A 17,419-nucleotide genomic window follows, 5' to 3' on the forward strand; every position below is an offset into this window, starting at 1 on the left:
TTCTGTCAGTTTTTATAATTGGAGAGTTGGAGGAAAATGCGGCAAAGTTGTTCGATTTTCTTTTCCTCAATTTCCTCTTCATCAAATCTCATTGGTTTAGAATTTACCTCGTAAATATAGTACTGGCCAGTCATACTTACTCCCGCATCAATTGAAAACTCTCCGAAATAGCCAAATCGATCGGACAGTGCCATTCCGATTTCAGGAACAATTGCTTCAATAAACCGATCATGCTCCTTAGTTTGTAAATTTTCATAGGGCAGGAGTCTGCCTCCGGCTGGAATATGGGTTGTAATATCCTGTGTCTGTGATTGCCGAATTCCAACTCCTGTTACAGTGTACCCACTGTCTGCTCCGTGGGCGAGGATACGAAAATCGAAGCGATTCCCCTTGTACTTGGCTGATTTTATTTCCTCTTGAGCTAAGTAATTTTTTGCCAACAATGCCACACCGTGTTTTTCCCAAAAATGATCAAAGGATTTAAAAAGTTCATGCTGGTGTATCCCGTCTAATTGAAGTCCAGCAGCACTAGTTAGCTTTGAGCGGAAAATTCCTTTACCTTTGGAGGATTGGGAAGGTTTTAAATAAATGCTCTTATGCTTCTTTTGAAATATGAATAAGTCCATTTTTCCGCGGATAGGGATGGTTTCTGGCAGGAACGTTTTCAGAAATGGATGTTTTTTAAACACCTCATAGAGCTCAAATTTATCAATAAAACATGGATTGAAATATGGGATATTCTTCTCCTTTAAAATAGAAAAAAATTGTTGACATTGTTCGTTTTGTTCTGACTTTCGGAAGGGGATCCGGTTATATACAATGTCGGGGTAGCGAAATTTTTCTTTTATCCAGTGATTTTGTTCAGGTAAAAAGGTATAGCCTGTAATATGGTTTATACCTGCATCCTCTGGTATAAAAACAAAGCTTATTCCTTTGTGTGAAATAAGCTTTTTTTGTAATGCAATAAAAAGCGGGCCATTACCGGCGATAGAACCATCCGCTTTTCTTGATGTCATAATTCCAACCAGAGGGCCTGGATAATTGGTCCTCATTGGATTAACTCCACTGGATGTAGTAAGGATTGTTCGGTAAGAAAGACGGCAAATGCCATTGATAATTTTCGGGTTAGCAAATCAAATTCCTCTAATTCAGGATGAGTAAAGATGGTTCTTCCAGGCTTGGAATTTGCTTCGAAGAGCCAAACTTCTCCATTTCGATCGATACCTAAATCAAATCCAATCTCACCAATTATTCCTTCTACATGCCGATCGATTGAGCCGCTTAAAAGCATTGCGGCGTTGGAGAGTTTCTTTGTATATAGTGAACTTTCCTCGTTGGAAAAAATCTCTTCCATTGTCTTAATATCTCCACCGCTTCTTGAATGGGTGGTCACGCTGCCAGGTCCTGCTATCTTCGCTGCAATCGCAGATACATGCCAATTTCCCATATCATCTTTATTGGTGTGGACTCTAAAATCAATAGAGCGGGATTCAGTGCGGATTAAAGTAATCCCTTGTTGTACTAGCATTTTTTCAAGAGATTGATTTGCAAATACGTTTCCCATCAAGCTTTCTAAACTCGAGAATTTTCTCAGACGGTTTACATTGCTTTTATCTTGGTATCGACAATAATAATCATCAGTGTGTTTGTCGTAAATAATTTGGTGAACCCCTAAGCCGAGACTGCCATTTTTAGGTTTAATAAAAACATGACCATAGGTTGAAAGCATCGTTTCGATAGAGGAGAAGGATGTAAATGGTAATGTATCTGGAAGGAGATTAGACACGGTTTCATCTTGAATAAGTCTTTCATGAATTTCGAGTTTGTTGAAAAATCCAGGATTATACCAAGGGATAAGGTACTCTTTTTGCAATCGCTCTTTCACTTTTATTAATCTTGGGTTATTTTCACTTCTTCGATTTGGAAGTCGATCATAAATAACATTCGGAAAGGGAATATCAACCATTTCCCAACCGTTATTATGAAAAAAATAACCTTCAATGCATCCAAGATCCCAATCAATATGCTGTTCTCCAAACACAAATGGTAAGGCGCCCACCATTTTATTAACCGATAGGAGTGTTGAGAAAAACTGGGTTCGATCGCCAATCGGTTCAAATGGCAGGGAAGTAAATCCTGCTGTAAAAATACCTACAAGTGGACCGATAATTAGACTTTGGTTAGATAAAAAAACATGAAGTGGAATGTTGAAACTTGGAAATTGAAGTGCTTTTTGAATTTCCCGGCTGATTGAAATCCGATCATCTTGATCAGGATGTGGGATAAAATCAACTTCTATTGATCTTGAACCAAAGGCAATTCGTGATAACTCTTTTTCTCTTAGTATTGCAGGAGGACAGAAAACTACTAATTGATCATTTTGAGCAATTTCAATGAGATAATGTTTTCTCATAATAGCTCTTCCTTTCTTTTAAATCCATTTGACTTAGCTGCTTCCCATAAAGCAAAGGGGCAAGGGTTAATGTCTCCTTTACGTTTGGTTGTGTATGAAGGATGACCTTTCTACCAGGCTTCGAATTGATATCCAGAATCCAAATTGATTCATCTTTTGCAATTCCGATATCGATGCCAATTTCAAATAATGGTAAAAAAGCATTTTCAAGTATAGGTGGAAGATTAGAAAGAATGTACTCTAATTCCTGATGGATGTATTCCTTTTTTGCAGGTAAAAAAGAGGTTGCCCAATCCAAATAAGGAACAATTGAACCACCAGCACTTAAATTGGAAAGGATTCCCCCGGTACTTCCGACTCGAACCCCTCTGCCCATTTCTCCCCATTTTCCCTCGATCCCTTTCTGTAAGAGGATCCTAATGTCAAATGGCTTCAGGTCATTATTTGATAATTCTAAATACGGCTGCATTAGGTAGGGACGCTTGTTAATTAGTGGTTGCAGCCATTTATTAAGTTTGGTTTCATTTGGGAATATTCTTGAGATAATATTCTTGTTTTTTTCTGTTTTAACATGAAAGGATTTGTTGTTTTTTTTCAAATAGTAAATACCATTTCCTTGAGAGCCATTAATTGGCTTTAAAATTATTCTTTTCTTGGAAATTAATTCATTTAACACGATGTTAGTACTAGAAACTGCCTGAGTTGGGGGCAAATAAGCTGATAAAACTGTACTTTTTAATACCTCATAGAGTTCCAGTTTATTAGGAAGTCCATATCCTAAAAAGGTTATATCGGGTCTGTTCTTGAGCCAAGATACAATCGGAATGCACTGCTTGGAGTAGTCATCATCCCCGTAAAAACAACGATCATAGATAATAGTTGGAATGGGAAACTCCTTATCTACCCAGGATTTTGTTTGTGAAATGAATTTTTTTCCTTTTACTTTTAATGTAAGTGGATTTATATTGGCGGGGGAGAAGCGATAGCATTCTATCCCACAGGGTTCTGCAAGGTTTGCAATGTCGTTGATATAGGACTGCTCACTGTCAAAACGTATGGTCATTATTCCAAAGGCAATCAAATCACGAGTCCTCCTTTATAAAAGTCGTATCGAATGCAAGCAGTGTACAAAATTGAATAAGTGCTTTCGCAGATGGTCTAATTTTTCCTAATCCATCTTCAAAGTTTTTCGAGGGTTTAGAGTTTACCTCAATAATCCACGGCTTTCCGTTTTGGTCTATGCCAATATCGATGCCAAGTTCACCTGTTATTCCTGTTTGTGAGTTACTAATAGTCGACGCTGTTTCCACTGCTAATTCTTTCATATGTGTAAGCATCTCTAAAGCGTTCTTGGGCCCAAGACAAGTTCGCAGAACATCTAACGGTCTAAGCATCTTTCCACCCCTGGCAATATTTGAAACGAACTCATCTTTTGCAGCTATCCTTGCCACAATTGAGGTAACTTGCCAATGGTTGTTCAGATTTTTGTGACATAGTACCCGAAAGTCCATGGAACATGAGTCATACGCCAATAATTCAATACCTTGTTGAATAATATAAAAACGATTATGGAGAATAGTCTTGATTAGGTTGTGTATTTCGTCTAAGGAGTATTGATGGCTAGAGTTGTCGTTAAGTGTTGCAATCGAGGTTTGTAAAGTGCAGCGGTTATTATCTTCTTTTTTTAACTTGATAATATTTCTTCCTTGGCTGCCATGAACCGGCTTTATAAAAACTGTTTCACATTCGTCGGTAAGTTCATACAGATGCTCTTTTGTGTAAATTTTTGTTTTAGGTAAGAAGTGCAGGAGGTGTTTTTCTTGAAATATTTGATTATATACTTCCCATTTTGATAGGAAACGTTCATTAAACAAAGGAATCATCATGGTTTCAAGTCTTTTACGAAATTGTTTAAATGGGACAGATTGTTCAAGTTTACGGGAATGGATACGATTGTAAATCACATCCGGTATTGGATGCTCAAACGATCTCCATTTTCCATTGATAAGATAATAACCTTGATTTAAAAATTCCTCATATGAAAAAACATAAAAAAAGCCGCCTATTTCAGTAATTCCATGATGTAGTTCCTCGCAAAAAGCATGAATAGTACGAAAATGTGGTTCTTCTTGTTTAGTGGAGGGGAAATCTGTTACTAGTCCAATCACAGGTCCGAGTTCGAGTGTTAGAAGTTCATCCCGATAGATGGCTTGAAATTTATAACTCTGGGTGGGCAGGCAAAAATTCTTGAGAATATTTTCAGGAATAAGGATCAAATTTTTAGGGTCCAGGTCTATTGGTTGGATTGCTGTTTGGATCGACTTTTTCCCTAACTTAATATTTAATTGAAGTTTCTTATTTAATCCCAAACTAGTAAACAAGTGGGTGGATATTTTTACTATGCTGTCATTCTTATTTTTAGGTGTTCTTGCTTTTATGGTAACCTGAGTTAATGGAAAAGGCATAGACATTCCCCGATTTCTATCTATATTGGAACCATTTTTTCCTTATGGGCATTAGTTGATATAGTAATGTATGTAACACTATTCGAGATGGTGATTTTAACATTCTCGCATTTTGGTGAATAGTTTGTTATAGTTGATTCGGATTGAAAAGCGTGAATAAAAAGGAGTGGATACCAATGGCAGTTAATCTATATGATTCCGCCTATGCGTTAGAAACAGCTATTCGTCAAAGTGATGAATACACACAACTACAGCAAGCTTATAAAGAAGTGAACGGAGACCCAGCTGCAAAACAAATGTTTGATCAGTTTCGCAAAATCCAATTAGACTTGCAACAGAAACAGATGATGGGGCAGAATATCTCTGAACAAGAAATTGCGCAAGCACAATCAACTGTAGGACTAGTACAGCAAAATGAAAAAATTGCTAGGTTAATGCAAGCAGAACAACGGATGAGCATGGTTATTGGCGAGTTAAACAAAGTAATTATGAAGCCTCTTGAAGACCTATACGGAAAAATTTAAATTGAAATACGAGCCTACGGTATTAACCGAAGGCTTTTTCTTTTTTAGCTCTGTTCTACAAATGCCTAAAAAATCATAAAAGTGTTATAAAGGCTATTTCACCAAGAACAGGGGGCAACGGAATGATTTATCGCTTGCTTGCTTTAAATATTGATGGCACACTTCTTCAAACAAACGGAAAAATCCATAAATCCACAAAAGAGGCTATTGATTATGTTCAGCAAAAGGGTATTTATGTCACGCTTGTCACATCGCGGAGCTTTCCTTCCACAAGAAAAGTAGCCAAAGCATTAAAAATAAAATCACCTCTCATTACCCATCAAGGTGCATTTATTGCAAGTTCTGAGGACAAACCAATCTATGTGAAAAGGATTGGTGAACAAATTACCTATGATACAGTCAGCTTTTTAGAGGCGCTGCCGTGTCAAATTCGTCTTGTCCACGAACAATTTTCATTAGCGAATAAATTAAAATTGAATAATAATTTGTTGGCAAAAACTGTTTTTACCTCAGGGGATCCTGTTTTTTATTCGCAGCAATTCGTGTCGTCACTAACAGAGTATCTACATGACCAGCCAGTGAGCCCTCCGAAGATAGAAGTTTATTTTGAAGAAGAAAGTGACCTTCAGGATGCGAAAAAAGCACTTCAAAAAATGTATACTGAGATTGAATTAATTCAACTAGATGCTTTACGTTTGGATATTGTCCCAACCGGTGTTTCAAAATTATCGGGTTTATCATACCTTGCAAGCCAATTAGGGATTCAAAGAAAAGAAATCGTCTATATTGGAGATGGGATTGATGATATTCCATTGCTTGAAGCTGCAGGCCTTGGTGTATCGATGTGGAATGCGGATTTTGAAGTGAAGAAAGCATCAGATTGGGTGACACGGTCACAGAACGAACAAGGTGTTGCCTATATGGTAAAAGAACACTTTAGAAAACAACAGCCAATTGAGTTTTTAAGAAGGATGAATATTATTAAAAAATAGCCCAAAAAAGATATCAACGGTGAATGGCCGTTGATGTCTTTTTTTGAATTAATGGGATAGAAAATTCACTATTTTTAAAAAACTTACCTATATTTATGTCCTCAATTCCATTTATAATGGAATTGATTGAATTGGAGGGAGGGTTTTCTCGTGTCGTTAAACTTTATAACAAATAAGGTGAATGTAAAAGTTACAGGGCGTGTGGCGACAATAGAAATGAACAGACCTGAGTCATTAAATGCCATGGATACAGAAATGATTAGGGGGTTAGTATGTAAACTGAAGGAAATTAGCGAGTCGGATGAAATTGATATTGTCGTTCTAACGGGAAAAGGAAGAGGCTTTTCAGCAGGGGGCGATATTAAAACCATGTTTTCAAACTCGAGCGAAAGCGATTTCTATCCTGTAATGGACAGTATTAGTGAACTAATTGTTACTCTTTATAGCATGCCTAAACTTACTATAAGTGCTGTTACAGGTCCAGCTGCCGGCTTGGGGTTTAGCCTTGCGTTAGCAACTGACCATATTATTGCTGATAAAAATAGTAAGCTAGCAATGAATTTTATCGGGATTGGTCTGATTCCAGATGGCGGTGCTCATTTCTTCTTAGAGAAAAAGTTAGGAGAGACGAAAGCGAAACAACTAATCTGGGACGGGAAAATGATGGATGCTGATGAAGCGTTAAAGTTAGGATTAATTGAAGAAGTAGCGGCAGTCAATCTTCAGGAGACATTAGATGCTAGAATTTCAGATTGGTTACGGAGACCCGTTCAGGCGATGATTAAAACGAAAAAGATTTTAGCTGATATGAATCGTCCTTACTTATTAAAAATCTTAGAATTAGAAAAACATTCACAGCAAAAAATGCGAGAAACCATTGATCACCAAGAAGGAATAAGGGCATTTATCGAAAAAAGACCACCCAGATTTATTGGTAAATAAACAAAGAAGCCCGCGGCTTCTTTGCTTTTTTTTGATATCCTTTTCCTATTTATAGCGCCTTCATTATTAAGAATGAAAGAGTAATAGCTTACCGCTTGGTGAGGAGCATCGATGTGTACGTTCTAATAAGTTTTTCTCTGCTAACAATTTTTGGCCTAATTCTTTTGCCGCATCATCATGTTCAGCCTGGAAGGATTCATCTAAAATTTTTTCCCCATTGCTTTCAAAAGCAGTTAATTTATACGTTTTCATATCAACAACCCCTTAAAAGAATCATTTTATTTATTTATTTATTTTCACATAATTACTAAAATTGCGCAAAAATTAAATGAAACCAAAATTTGTTAAATTCGTATGAAAGAGGGAGAGGAGTGTGTGAAATGGTTCTGAAACTTGAACATGTCAGGAAACGATTCGGGAATTTTACAGCTGTGAATGACTTGTCTTTAGTGATTCCTGAAAAAGAAATGTTTGGCTTTTTAGGGGCTAATGGTGCAGGGAAAACAACGACCTTCCGAATGATTTTAGGGTTACTGGACACTAGCGGTGGTAAGATTACTTGGGACGGGAAACCGATTGACTATTCCACCAGTCATTTGGTTGGCTATCTTCCTGAAGAAAGAGGTTTGTATCCTAAATTAAAGGTTCGTGACCAAATCGTTTATTTAGCCAGATTAAGAGGAATGCAAAAATCTCAGGCACTTTCGGAATTAAAATCATGGCTTGATCGATTCAAAATTCCTGAATATGAAAATAAAAAAGTTGAGGAGCTTTCCAAAGGTAATCAACAGAAAATACAATTCATTGCTGCCGTCGTCCATAAACCTAAATTACTAATTTTGGATGAGCCATTTAGCGGTCTTGACCCAGTAAATGTGGAAATGCTAAAGGAGGCTGTGCTATCTCTGAAAGAGGATGGGGCGACTATCGTTTTCTCAAGCCATAGAATGGAACATGTCGAGGAAATGTGTGAACATCTTTGTATCTTGCACAAAGGAAGCCCAGTCGTCCATGGTTCATTAAAAGAAATCAAGCGTTCCTTTGGGAAAAAGAACCTTGTAATCCATGCCGATTTTCCATTAGATTTCTTGAAAAATTATCCTGGAGTCGTAAGGTCAAAACCAACTATGGAAGGAATTCACCTGCAAATTGAAGGAGAGTACATAGCTGAAAAAATACTTAAGGAAATTGTCAGCCAAGGGTTTATCCGGAAGTTTGCCCTGGAAGAACCATCATTAAATGATATTTTTATAGAAAAAGTAGGTGATTCATATGAATAGTTTTTGGATTATTTTGTTCCACACCTATATTAATAAATTAAAAACAAAATCCTTCATCATCACAACCCTTTTAACAATCGTTATTGTCTTGGTCTTAACCAACCTAACTAATATCATTGCTATCTTCGATAAAAATGATGGGAAAGAAAATGTGGCTGTGCTTGATGAAACAGGTCAACTTTTTGATCCATTCAATAAACAAGTTAGGGCAATTAATAAAGATATTAACTTGACAATTTTCCAGGGCAGTGAAGCAGAGGCAGAAAAAGCAGTTGAAAAAGGAACTTACCAAGGAATTGTTCTTCTTGGTTTAAATGATGAAAGACTTCCGATAGCTACTTATAAGGCCAAGAGTATTGCTGATTCATCCCTGTTTACTGATCTTCAAACGAGTCTTCAGCAAGTAAAAACCATGCTGGCGGCTTCACAAATTCAATTGACTCCTGTTCAGCTCGAAAAGCTCTATGAACCAGTGTCTTTTAAGAAAATTGCTCTTGAGAAGAATGCAAAAACGGAAGAGGAACTGAATCAGGCACGCGGTCTGGTTTATGTCTTGCTCTTTATCATCTATTTTTCAGTAATAATGTACGCTAATATGATTGCGATGGAAGTAGCAACAGAAAAGTCGTCTAGAGTGATGGAAATTTTAATTTCAAGTGTTTCTCCAATTAAACAGATGTTTGCAAAAATAATTGGAATCGGTTTATTAAGTCTGACACAGCTCGCTGTATTTCTGTCCGTAGGTTATTTCTCTCTAAAACAAAATATGGAATCCTTAAAAGAAGGATTTTTCGGTGTTTATGGTTTTGATAATATCCCTTTGGGAACGATTATTTACGCGGTTGTTTTCTTTATTCTTGGCTATTTTCTTTATGCCACACTTGCCGCATTTCTCGGCTCACTTGTCAGCAGAATTGAAGATGTTCAACAAATGATTACACCAATGACTATGCTTGTTGTCGCTGGGTTTATGATTGCTATGTTTGGCTTAGGAAAGCCTGATGCTCCGTTCATAACGGTGACCTCTTTCATCCCGTTCTTTACACCAATGATTATGTTTCTGCGGGTAGGAATGTTGACCATTCCAGTATGGGAAGCAATTGCAGGAATTACTATCTTAGTCGCAACGATTGTTTTCTTAGCTATATTTGGCGCTCGAGTATATCGGGGTGGTGTTTTAATGTACGGACAATCCAATTCCTTTAAAGATATAAAAAAAGCATTACAGCTGACAAAAAACGAATAAGGCAGGAAAAGACGGTGTCCCAAAAGTATAACTTTTAGGGGCACCCCTTTTTTTATCGTTCTTTTATATTAGTCTGTTGATTTGCGCTTCAGGCGAGTGCCCGGAACGGAAATCAACAGGTCCATTAGCAGAAACAATCAATTAAATATACCCCCTCCTCGACAATCTTAGTATTTACCAAGTGGTAAATGCTTTTTTTTTCAATAAATAACTGACAAGAACGTGCATTCGTATTTCTGTGGTGCTACAATGAAGAAAAGAAGTGGAAAGGAATGTCTTATGAAAAGAATATCATTCATTCATGCAGCGGACCTGCACTTGGACAGCCCGATGGTCGGATTAAAGTACTTGCCACAAGACATCTTTACCCGAGTTAAAGAGAGCACCTTTGCGGCTTTAAAAAAGGTTACGGAGGCTGCAATTCTTCATCAGGTCGATTTTGTTATTCTAGCAGGCGATTTATTCGACGGTGAAGATCGCAGCCTACGGGCACAGTCTCGGTTTCGGACAGAGATGCTTAAGTTGGCAGAAAACGGGATTCAAGTTTATGTCATCCACGGCAATCACGACCATTTAAATGGATCATGGGTACATCTTAATATGCCCGCAAATGTTCATGTGTTTAATAGTGAGGTTGAATCAAAAGTTTTACAGACAAAGAATGGTGCGATCGTCCATCTGTATGGTTTCAGTTATCCAACAAGGCATGTCTATGATAGAAAAATAGATGATTATCGGAAGAAAGATGGCGCCGATTTTCATATTGGGATACTTCATGGAAATGAAAGCGGAGGGGCTGAACATGATAACTATGCGCCTTTCTCAGTTAGTGATTTACATAAGAAAGAATTTGATTACTGGGCTTTAGGTCATATTCATAAACGTGCTGTCCTATCAGAATCTCCGCCGATTATTTATCCAGGTAATATTCAAGGCAGGAATAAGAAAGAAACAGGTATGAAAGGTATTTATCATGTAACATTGACTGATCTTGATAAGAAGATAAATTTTATAGAAACGGCCGATATTATTTGGGAAGAAACAGTAGTAGATGCTTCTGCAGCTGAAAACTTCCTTGATGTATTACAATTATGCCAAACAACCATCAATAGTTTTCGGAGGGAACAAAAAGGAACGTTATTATCACTTTCCTTGAAAAATATTGTACTAGCAGATGAGCGTGAACAAAGAAGCTTGAATGGTGAGCTGTTAGAACTCCTAGTAGAGAATGAAAAAGAAGAGGACTCCTTTGTATGGATTGTTGACTTAACTGTTATAGAAGGGCAGCAAATAGATAAGGAACAGTTGAAAAGAGACGCAAACTTTTATGCTGAACTGTTTGAAACAATTGAAAACTACGCGGATATAGATCAAGCCTTAGCACCCTTATTGGAGCATCAATTAGGGAGAAAGTATATCAGTCAGTTATCAACTGCCGATCAAAAAGAGCTAATCAATAAAGCAGAGAAATTGCTGCTCGAGTTACTCTATCAATCATAGAGAAAGGAATGAGGATAGTTGAAAATTCTCGAAATGCATATCTATGGGTTTGGCCAATTAGAGAATGTAGAAATTACCGACCTTCATGATTTTCAAGTTTTCTATGGAGAAAATGAAGCTGGGAAGTCCACAATTATGGCCTTTATCCATGCAATTATTTTTGGCTTCCCTACAAAACAGCAAACAACCGAACTCCGTTACGAGCCAAAATACAGTACTAAATATGGTGGTAAAATCCGAATTTTCCATCAAAAGCATGGCGGTGCTGTAATCGAACGCGTAAAGGGAAAGGCTGCAGGTGATGTAAAGGTCTATATGGACAATGGCAGGATGGGCGGTGAAGAACTTCTTAAGGAATTAATAGCAAACTTTGATAAAAGCCTATTTCAATCTATTTTTTCATTTAATTTGCAGGGGTTACAAAATATTCATCAGATGAAAAGTGAAGAGATTGGTAAATTCTTGTTTTCCGCGGGGACATTAGGGACAGAAAGGTTATCAAAAACAGAAACTGTTCTGCAGAAGGAGCTCGATGCACGATTTAAGCCATCAGGGAAGAAACCCTTATTGAATGAAAGGTTACAGGCACTACATGAAATAAATAAAGAATTGAAAGCAGCAGAATCCAAAAATAGAAATTATACAAACTTAGTAGAAAAGAAAGAAATGCTCGAAAAGGAAATGAAGGCAGTAAACCAATCGTTGCAGGAAATTAAAGAGAAAATAGAAAAACTTAACGAATGGAAAAGAATCGAATCCATTGTCAAAGATGAAAGGCTGACAAAGAAAGAGCTGAATGAATTAGGAGATGTTGAATTCCCTGTACGTGGGATTGAGAGAATCGAAAAGATAAATGAACTCATCCACCCCTATAAGGCTGAGATTAATAGTATTTCCGAAAGAATTGAAAATTTGAGAGAGGAAGCGGAGAGGAGTCAACCCAATCAATCGTTTCTTAAACAGGAGCCTGCTATCTTAGCTTTACTAGATCAAGTTCCTCTCTACGACCAATTAAAGCAGGAAAGACTTCAATATGAAACAAAACTTATAGCCTTTGAAGAAGAGTTGTCGATTACTAGGGAAAAACTTCATTTACATATTGATGAAGAAGAGATCTTAGCTCTAAATACAAATATTTATATGAAAAACCAAGTTGAAGTGGTATCACAGAAAATCCAAAAGCTAAAAGAAGTGAAGGAAGAGTTAGAAAATCAGTATCAGGAAGAAAAAGGCAGATTAGAGGAAATCGAAAAAGAGGTCCGGTCTTTAGAGAGACAGGTTCTTACAAAACAGGAACGGCTGTCACTAGAAGAGAAGGTAAAGTCGAGAAATGATAAAGAGAGCATAGAAAAGGAAATAAGAAACTTAGGTGACAAAATAGACTTTTATCAACAGTTTAATGAACGTGATAAAGCCGAAGCTGAAAGAGAAGGGAAGCAAAAGAATCTTCAGTATGTACTTTTTGAGGTTATTTTAATTGCCATAACAGTTTATGGGGTGGCTACAAAGCAGTGGTTTTTATTTACGATCGGGATTCTCGGTTGTATATTACTACTCATCCTGATGACAAAAAAGAAGAACCTGCCGAAAGGGGCAGAGCTAAATCAAACATTAAATGAGTTAATAGAAAAGAAAGAACAGTTAGAGCGAAAACTGCAATCAGCCCAATATATTGAAATCTCAAAGCTAGAAGAGCAATTAGCCTTGGATAATCAGAGGAGAGCAGAGCTTCAGATCGTAAAAATCAAGTTGAAACATCAACATTCTCAATATGAAAAGATCATTGCCAAATTTGAACAATGGGAGTTGGAGTCAGCCCAAACAAATGAAAAGCTTGCTTCCATTAGTCGTTCACTAAGAATACCTGAGTATATTGCGGAGGCCTTTTTACTAGAAGCTTACAAACTAATTGAACAGTTTAAGGTGATTAGTAGAGAGAAAAAACAATATCATTTAAGACTTCAACAAATAGAGCAGCAACAGGAAAAAATAGAAAAAGGTTTGAACCATTTTTCAAATCTCTATCTAAATGATAAGGGGCTGGACCTGTATAACGGAGCCTATTTGCTTCGCAATAAATTAAAGGAAGAGCATGCTAAGCAAATCATGAGTCAAGAGAGAAATGTGAAACTTAGCGACTTCGAAGCCGATTTAAGGCAAAAAGTACAGGCAGTTAATCATCTCCAAACAGAATTTAATAACCTTATCTCATCAGCAAAAGTAGATACAGAGCAACAATTTTACGAACTTGGTGCAAAAGCAGAAAAACATGGTCAACTGTTAGAAAAACTCAAATCACTGCAGAGTCAACTCCAATACTCAATACTCTCAGATGTAGAGAGAGAAACTTTTCTCCAAATGCGTCAAAGCACAGAATTAGTGGCTGAATGTAATCAGCAGGTTCATAATTGGGAAGCTAAACTAAAGGAACTTCAAGAAGAGCAGGCTTCCATTAAATACGAGATACAAATATTAGAAGAAGGCGGTGTGTATTCAGATATCCTCCATCACTATAAGCAGAAAAAATTTGAATTAGAAGAGGCAGCAAAAGAGTGGTCAGTCTACTGTGTAGCGCAACAGATCCTCTCCAATACGATTGAAAAGTATAAGAACATACATTTACCAAGAATGATTTCAAAAGCGGAAGAATATCTGTTGTTTCTCACAGATGGAAACTACCAAAGAATCCATTTACAAAGTTCTGGTTCAGGCTTCTTAGTTGAGCGAAAGGATCATACCATATTTGAAGCAAATGAACTAAGTCAAGCAACAACCGAACAATTATACGTTGCCATTCGGCTTGCCTTTGCCGTCACAGTATATGAAAAATATCAGTTTCCAATTATTATCGATGATAGTTTTGTTAATTTCGATGCGAAAAGGACGGAAAAGGTGTTAGAACTTCTTAAAGGGATGAAAAGAAATCAACTATTATTTTTTACTTGCCATAAGCATTTGCTGACCTATTTTCAAAGGGAAAATGTTCTTTTTTTAGAAAAAGGTGCTGTTCAGATAATTTCATAGAGTAATATTAGGATATGTTATACTCTTACTAGTAGGAAGGACGTGAAAAAGATGGGTAAAGGAATATTAAAGCATGAAATTGGAGAGCAAGTAGAATTATTTCTACTAATAAAAAATACAACAAAAGGGATTGCCAGCAACGGCAAACCTTTTTTAACACTGATTCTTCAGGATAAAAGCGGGGAAATTGAAGCGAAGCTTTGGGACGTCAATGAAGAGGATGGAAAGAGTTATGCACCACAAAGTATTGTAAAAATAATGGGAGAACTACAAAATTATCGGGGGAAAAGCCAATTGAAGATTCGTCAAATCCGACGAACAGGGCCATCTGACGGCGTAAAGTTGGATGACTTTTTGGAGACAGCCCCAATAAGCCAAGAAGAAATGGCTGGCAAACTCACACAGTACATTTTTGATATGAAAAATCCCAATATCCAAAGAATAACACGCCATTTAATTAAAAAGCATCAGAAGGCTTTTTTAGAGTTTCCTGCCGCAACAAAAAATCATCATGAGTTTGTATCAGGACTTGCCTTTCATGTAGTTAGTATGCTTGATTTGGCTAAATCAATTGCCAGCCTTTATCCGAGTCTTGATAAAGACTTGCTCTATGCAGGGGTTATATTGCACGATATGGGGAAAGTATTAGAACTCTCAGGTCCGATTTCAACGGTATATACCATAGAAGGAAATTTACTTGGGCATATTACGATTATGGTTAACGAAATCGGTAAAGCGGCGGAAGAACTAGGTATTTCTGGTGAAGAAGTACTAATTCTTCAACACCTTGTACTGAGTCATCATGGAAAAGCAGAATGGGGAAGTCCAAAACCACCGATGATTAAAGAAGCAGAAATCCTCCATTATATTGATAATCTTGATGCGAAAATGAATATGCTCGACCGTGCCTTGGAAAGAGTAAAGCCAGGTGAATTTACAGAAAGAATTTTTGCGTTGGAGAATCGTTCCTTTTATAAACCGGTGTTTCATAAGTAAAATAACCTCAACTTGAGGTTATTTTTTTTGTAACAGCTCATAATTTCCTATTATCTGAATATGATTTAGTAAAAGTGGACAACCACTATGAAAGGAGCAAGATAAATTGACTATTCCTATTTGGGTATATGCAGTTGTGGTTGGTATTGTAATAAGTGCACTAATGGCGATAAAAACGGGAAGAGAAGAGCGGCAATTAGAGATGGAAAACATTGAATTGGAAGGCGAAATCTATATGAAGCGCCTTGAACGAGAGAAAGAAAAACGAGAAGAAATTGGAGCAACAGGAGAATAAAAAAGCGGAAGCGCCTTTATTGGCGTTTCCGCTTTTTTCTGTTTACTGTGCCGCAGCCTCTGTTCCAGTTTGAGGATTAAGCGCATCCTTTAAGTCCTTGTCGCTAACTTTAACATCTGCAGCTTTAAGTTCACGCTGCATCGCTTTATTAATTTCTTCTGTAGTTAATTTTGAAGTTTTTACTTGAGTCTCGATTTCGCTCTTCATTTCAGCAAATGGTTTCTTCTCTTTTTTGTCAGTTAATTGGATGATATGATAGCCAAATTGTGACTTAACTGGACCGCTAATTTCATTTACTTTTAGAGCATATGCTGCTTTTTCAAAGTCAGGATCCATCTTCCCAGTACCAAACCAGCCTAAATCACCGCCGTTTGCCTTAGAACCTTCATCTGTTGAATATTTTTTTGCAACATCTTCAAATTTTTCTCCCTTATCAAGCTTGCTCTTTACTTCTTTTGCTGTTTTTTCATCGGCAACCAGAATGTGACGAGCTTTAATCTCTGGCTGGTACGTATCATAGTAATCCTTTAATTCCTTTTCAGTTACCTTAACGCCTTTTAGAGCAGCTTTTTCCTGCATCATACCTAACTTCATTGTTTTCTTCAAATCATCTTCGCTTTTATAGCCATATTGTGCAAGGGTAGTTTCAAAATTTGCACCTAGATCTGTTTTCAATTGATCAATTTTTGCATTTAATTCCTTATCTGTTACCTTGTATTTCTTAGAAAGAACTTTTTCATATACTAGTTGCTGAAGGGCCTGATCACCATATTTATCCTTCATTGTATTATAGAGTTCTTCTTGTGTAACGTTACCCACTTTGCTCTCTGCCACTGTATCAGAACCACTTTGGTTACATGCACTTAATGCAAGTACTCCACCTGCTAATGTAAGGGCTAATATCAATTTTTTCATGATGAAATCTCTCCTAAACAGTATATTCTTGTCCACAAACTCTACTATAACATAAATGGTAACTACTGCAAAAATAATAACTATGTTTATTTTTTGAAATTTTCCACAAAAGGGTAAATGGAACTTTTCAAAAAAAATTGGGAAGTGCCTAAACGAAATGACCATTCGTTGAATAGTATATCCTAGAAAATGAAAAAGGAGGTATTACGATGAGCCATGGATATGGAGCGGGCTTTGCTCTAATTGTAGTACTTTTCATACTATTAATTATTGTTGGAGCTTCTTGGTTTTAAAAAACACAATTAGTCATTAATGAATGGAGGTAAATATATGTCTGGTGGAGCAGGTTACGGTGGAGGATTTGCTTTAGTGGTAGTTCTATTCATCTTATTAATCATCATCGGAGCTTCTTGGGTTTATTAATAAAGTTACAAACTAAAAGCGATGAGAAATACTCTCATCGCTTCTATGTGTTAATATCCTTTTTCGCTTGGCGTTCTAATTGGATTATGTATATAAAATTTCTATGTATGATGATATCAGAAGAATCGTAATGAGGATATTAATGGTACGAAATACCTTATGTTGGTTTTCTTCAGGAATTTCCTTTTGCATACAAAGTGAATTGGTCATTTTATTTACATAAAACAAGATGAAAATAGCGAAGACAATAAAAATGGAGATCATCAATGATTCCCTCCCTGATGTTCGTGTTATGTTTAATACAATATCAAAAATTACAAAAAAAAGATAGTCATAAAGAATGGAAGAGTTTGTGCTTCTAAAGGGTATCAGGAACCTAATTTATTTTGAAGGAAATCCAAAAA

At 36.7% G+C, this 17,419-nt stretch carries 18 protein-coding genes; 11 read left to right on the forward strand and 7 right to left on the reverse strand.

Annotated features, from left to right (window positions below):
• Nucleotides 1–5 precede the first annotated feature (5 nt).
• Genes AC4QJR_RS06770 through AC4QJR_RS06785 form a run of 4 tightly spaced genes read right to left on the reverse strand, consistent with a single transcriptional unit; the run spans nucleotide 6 to nucleotide 4,878 of the window.
• Nucleotides 6–1,052, reverse strand: a complete 1,047-nt coding sequence (locus AC4QJR_RS06770; protein ID WP_496525723.1) for a YheC/YheD family protein — start codon at nucleotides 1,050–1,052, stop codon at nucleotides 6–8.
• On the reverse strand, nucleotides 1,049–2,413 hold the full coding sequence (locus AC4QJR_RS06775; RefSeq protein WP_496525724.1) for a YheC/YheD family endospore coat-associated protein: 1,365 nt from the start codon (nucleotides 2,411–2,413) through the stop codon (nucleotides 1,049–1,051). The genes AC4QJR_RS06770 and AC4QJR_RS06775 overlap by 4 nt, the downstream gene beginning before the upstream one ends.
• Nucleotides 2,391–3,494, reverse strand: a complete 1,104-nt coding sequence (locus tag AC4QJR_RS06780) for a YheC/YheD family endospore coat-associated protein (RefSeq protein ID WP_098572157.1) — start codon at nucleotides 3,492–3,494, stop codon at nucleotides 2,391–2,393. The genes AC4QJR_RS06775 and AC4QJR_RS06780 overlap by 23 nt, the downstream gene beginning before the upstream one ends.
• 1 nt (nucleotide 3,495) lies before the next feature.
• Nucleotides 3,496–4,878 carry a YheC/YheD family endospore coat-associated protein gene (locus AC4QJR_RS06785; protein ID WP_496525725.1) on the reverse strand — a complete coding sequence of 461 codons (1,383 nt, stop codon included), beginning with the start codon at nucleotides 4,876–4,878 and terminating at the stop codon, nucleotides 3,496–3,498.
• Nucleotides 4,879–5,054: 176 nt separating this feature from the next.
• On the opposite strand from AC4QJR_RS06785, the gene AC4QJR_RS06790 reads away from it, so the two are divergent.
• The 3 genes from AC4QJR_RS06790 to AC4QJR_RS06800 all read left to right on the forward strand — a co-directional run bounded on the left by AC4QJR_RS06790 (nucleotide 5,055) and on the right by AC4QJR_RS06800 (nucleotide 7,336).
• Nucleotides 5,055–5,402, forward strand: coding sequence for a YlbF/YmcA family competence regulator (locus AC4QJR_RS06790; protein WP_496525726.1), 348 nt, complete (start codon nucleotides 5,055–5,057; stop codon nucleotides 5,400–5,402).
• Nucleotides 5,403–5,524: 122 nt separating this feature from the next.
• Nucleotides 5,525–6,394, forward strand: coding sequence for a Cof-type HAD-IIB family hydrolase (locus tag AC4QJR_RS06795; RefSeq protein WP_251456577.1), 870 nt, complete (start codon nucleotides 5,525–5,527; stop codon nucleotides 6,392–6,394).
• A gap of 150 nt (nucleotides 6,395–6,544) precedes the next feature.
• Nucleotides 6,545–7,336, forward strand: coding sequence for an enoyl-CoA hydratase (locus AC4QJR_RS06800; protein WP_496525727.1), 792 nt, complete (start codon nucleotides 6,545–6,547; stop codon nucleotides 7,334–7,336).
• 66 nt (nucleotides 7,337–7,402) lie between these two features.
• Here AC4QJR_RS06800 and AC4QJR_RS06805 read toward each other — a convergent pair whose 3' ends face one another.
• Nucleotides 7,403–7,588, reverse strand: coding sequence for a YhzD family protein (locus AC4QJR_RS06805; protein WP_496525728.1), 186 nt, complete (start codon nucleotides 7,586–7,588; stop codon nucleotides 7,403–7,405).
• 128 nt (nucleotides 7,589–7,716) lie between these two features.
• Between AC4QJR_RS06805 and AC4QJR_RS06810 the strand changes: the two genes are divergently transcribed.
• From AC4QJR_RS06810 to AC4QJR_RS06835, 6 genes are all read left to right on the forward strand, one after another.
• On the forward strand, nucleotides 7,717–8,616 hold the full coding sequence (locus AC4QJR_RS06810; RefSeq protein ID WP_098572163.1) for an ABC transporter ATP-binding protein: 900 nt from the start codon (nucleotides 7,717–7,719) through the stop codon (nucleotides 8,614–8,616).
• Nucleotides 8,609–9,862: an ABC transporter permease gene (locus AC4QJR_RS06815; protein ID WP_496525729.1), complete on the forward strand. Its 1,254-nt coding sequence runs from the start codon at nucleotides 8,609–8,611 to the stop codon at nucleotides 9,860–9,862. Before AC4QJR_RS06810 ends, AC4QJR_RS06815 begins: the two co-directional genes overlap by 8 nt.
• Nucleotides 9,863–10,141: 279 nt before the next feature.
• A complete protein-coding gene (locus AC4QJR_RS06820) occupies nucleotides 10,142–11,362 on the forward strand; it encodes a metallophosphoesterase family protein (protein ID WP_496525730.1) in 1,221 nt (406 codons plus the stop codon).
• Between the two features lie 18 nt (nucleotides 11,363–11,380).
• Entirely contained in the window at nucleotides 11,381–14,386 is a 3,006-nt protein-coding gene (locus AC4QJR_RS06825) for an AAA family ATPase (protein ID WP_496525731.1), read from the forward strand.
• A gap of 51 nt (nucleotides 14,387–14,437) precedes the next feature.
• Nucleotides 14,438–15,382, forward strand: a complete 945-nt coding sequence (yhaM, locus tag AC4QJR_RS06830; RefSeq protein WP_098572167.1) for a 3'-5' exoribonuclease YhaM — start codon at nucleotides 14,438–14,440, stop codon at nucleotides 15,380–15,382.
• Between the two features lie 106 nt (nucleotides 15,383–15,488).
• Nucleotides 15,489–15,677, forward strand: a complete 189-nt coding sequence (locus AC4QJR_RS06835) for a sporulation YhaL family protein (RefSeq protein WP_098572168.1) — start codon at nucleotides 15,489–15,491, stop codon at nucleotides 15,675–15,677.
• A gap of 42 nt (nucleotides 15,678–15,719) precedes the next feature.
• Here the strand turns inward: AC4QJR_RS06835 and AC4QJR_RS06840 are convergent, their stop codons facing one another.
• Nucleotides 15,720–16,592, reverse strand: a complete 873-nt coding sequence (locus tag AC4QJR_RS06840; protein WP_496525732.1) for a peptidylprolyl isomerase — start codon at nucleotides 16,590–16,592, stop codon at nucleotides 15,720–15,722.
• Between the two features lie 209 nt (nucleotides 16,593–16,801).
• On the opposite strand from AC4QJR_RS06840, the gene AC4QJR_RS06845 reads away from it, so the two are divergent.
• The gene (locus AC4QJR_RS06845; RefSeq protein ID WP_142332969.1) at nucleotides 16,802–16,885 is read left to right on the forward strand and encodes a YjcZ family sporulation protein; all 84 of its coding nucleotides are present in this window, start codon (nucleotides 16,802–16,804) and stop codon (nucleotides 16,883–16,885) included.
• Nucleotides 16,886–16,922: 37 nt separating this feature from the next.
• Nucleotides 16,923–17,015 carry a YjcZ family sporulation protein gene (locus tag AC4QJR_RS06850; protein WP_066251949.1) on the forward strand — a complete coding sequence of 31 codons (93 nt, stop codon included), beginning with the start codon at nucleotides 16,923–16,925 and terminating at the stop codon, nucleotides 17,013–17,015.
• 84 nt (nucleotides 17,016–17,099) lie between these two features.
• On the opposite strand, the gene AC4QJR_RS06855 is transcribed toward AC4QJR_RS06850, so the two are convergent.
• Nucleotides 17,100–17,279 carry a hypothetical protein gene (locus AC4QJR_RS06855; protein ID WP_098572171.1) on the reverse strand — a complete coding sequence of 60 codons (180 nt, stop codon included), beginning with the start codon at nucleotides 17,277–17,279 and terminating at the stop codon, nucleotides 17,100–17,102.
• Nucleotides 17,280–17,419 lie beyond the last annotated feature (140 nt).

The sequence above is a fragment of the Neobacillus sp. BP17 genome, from assembly GCF_059579525.1.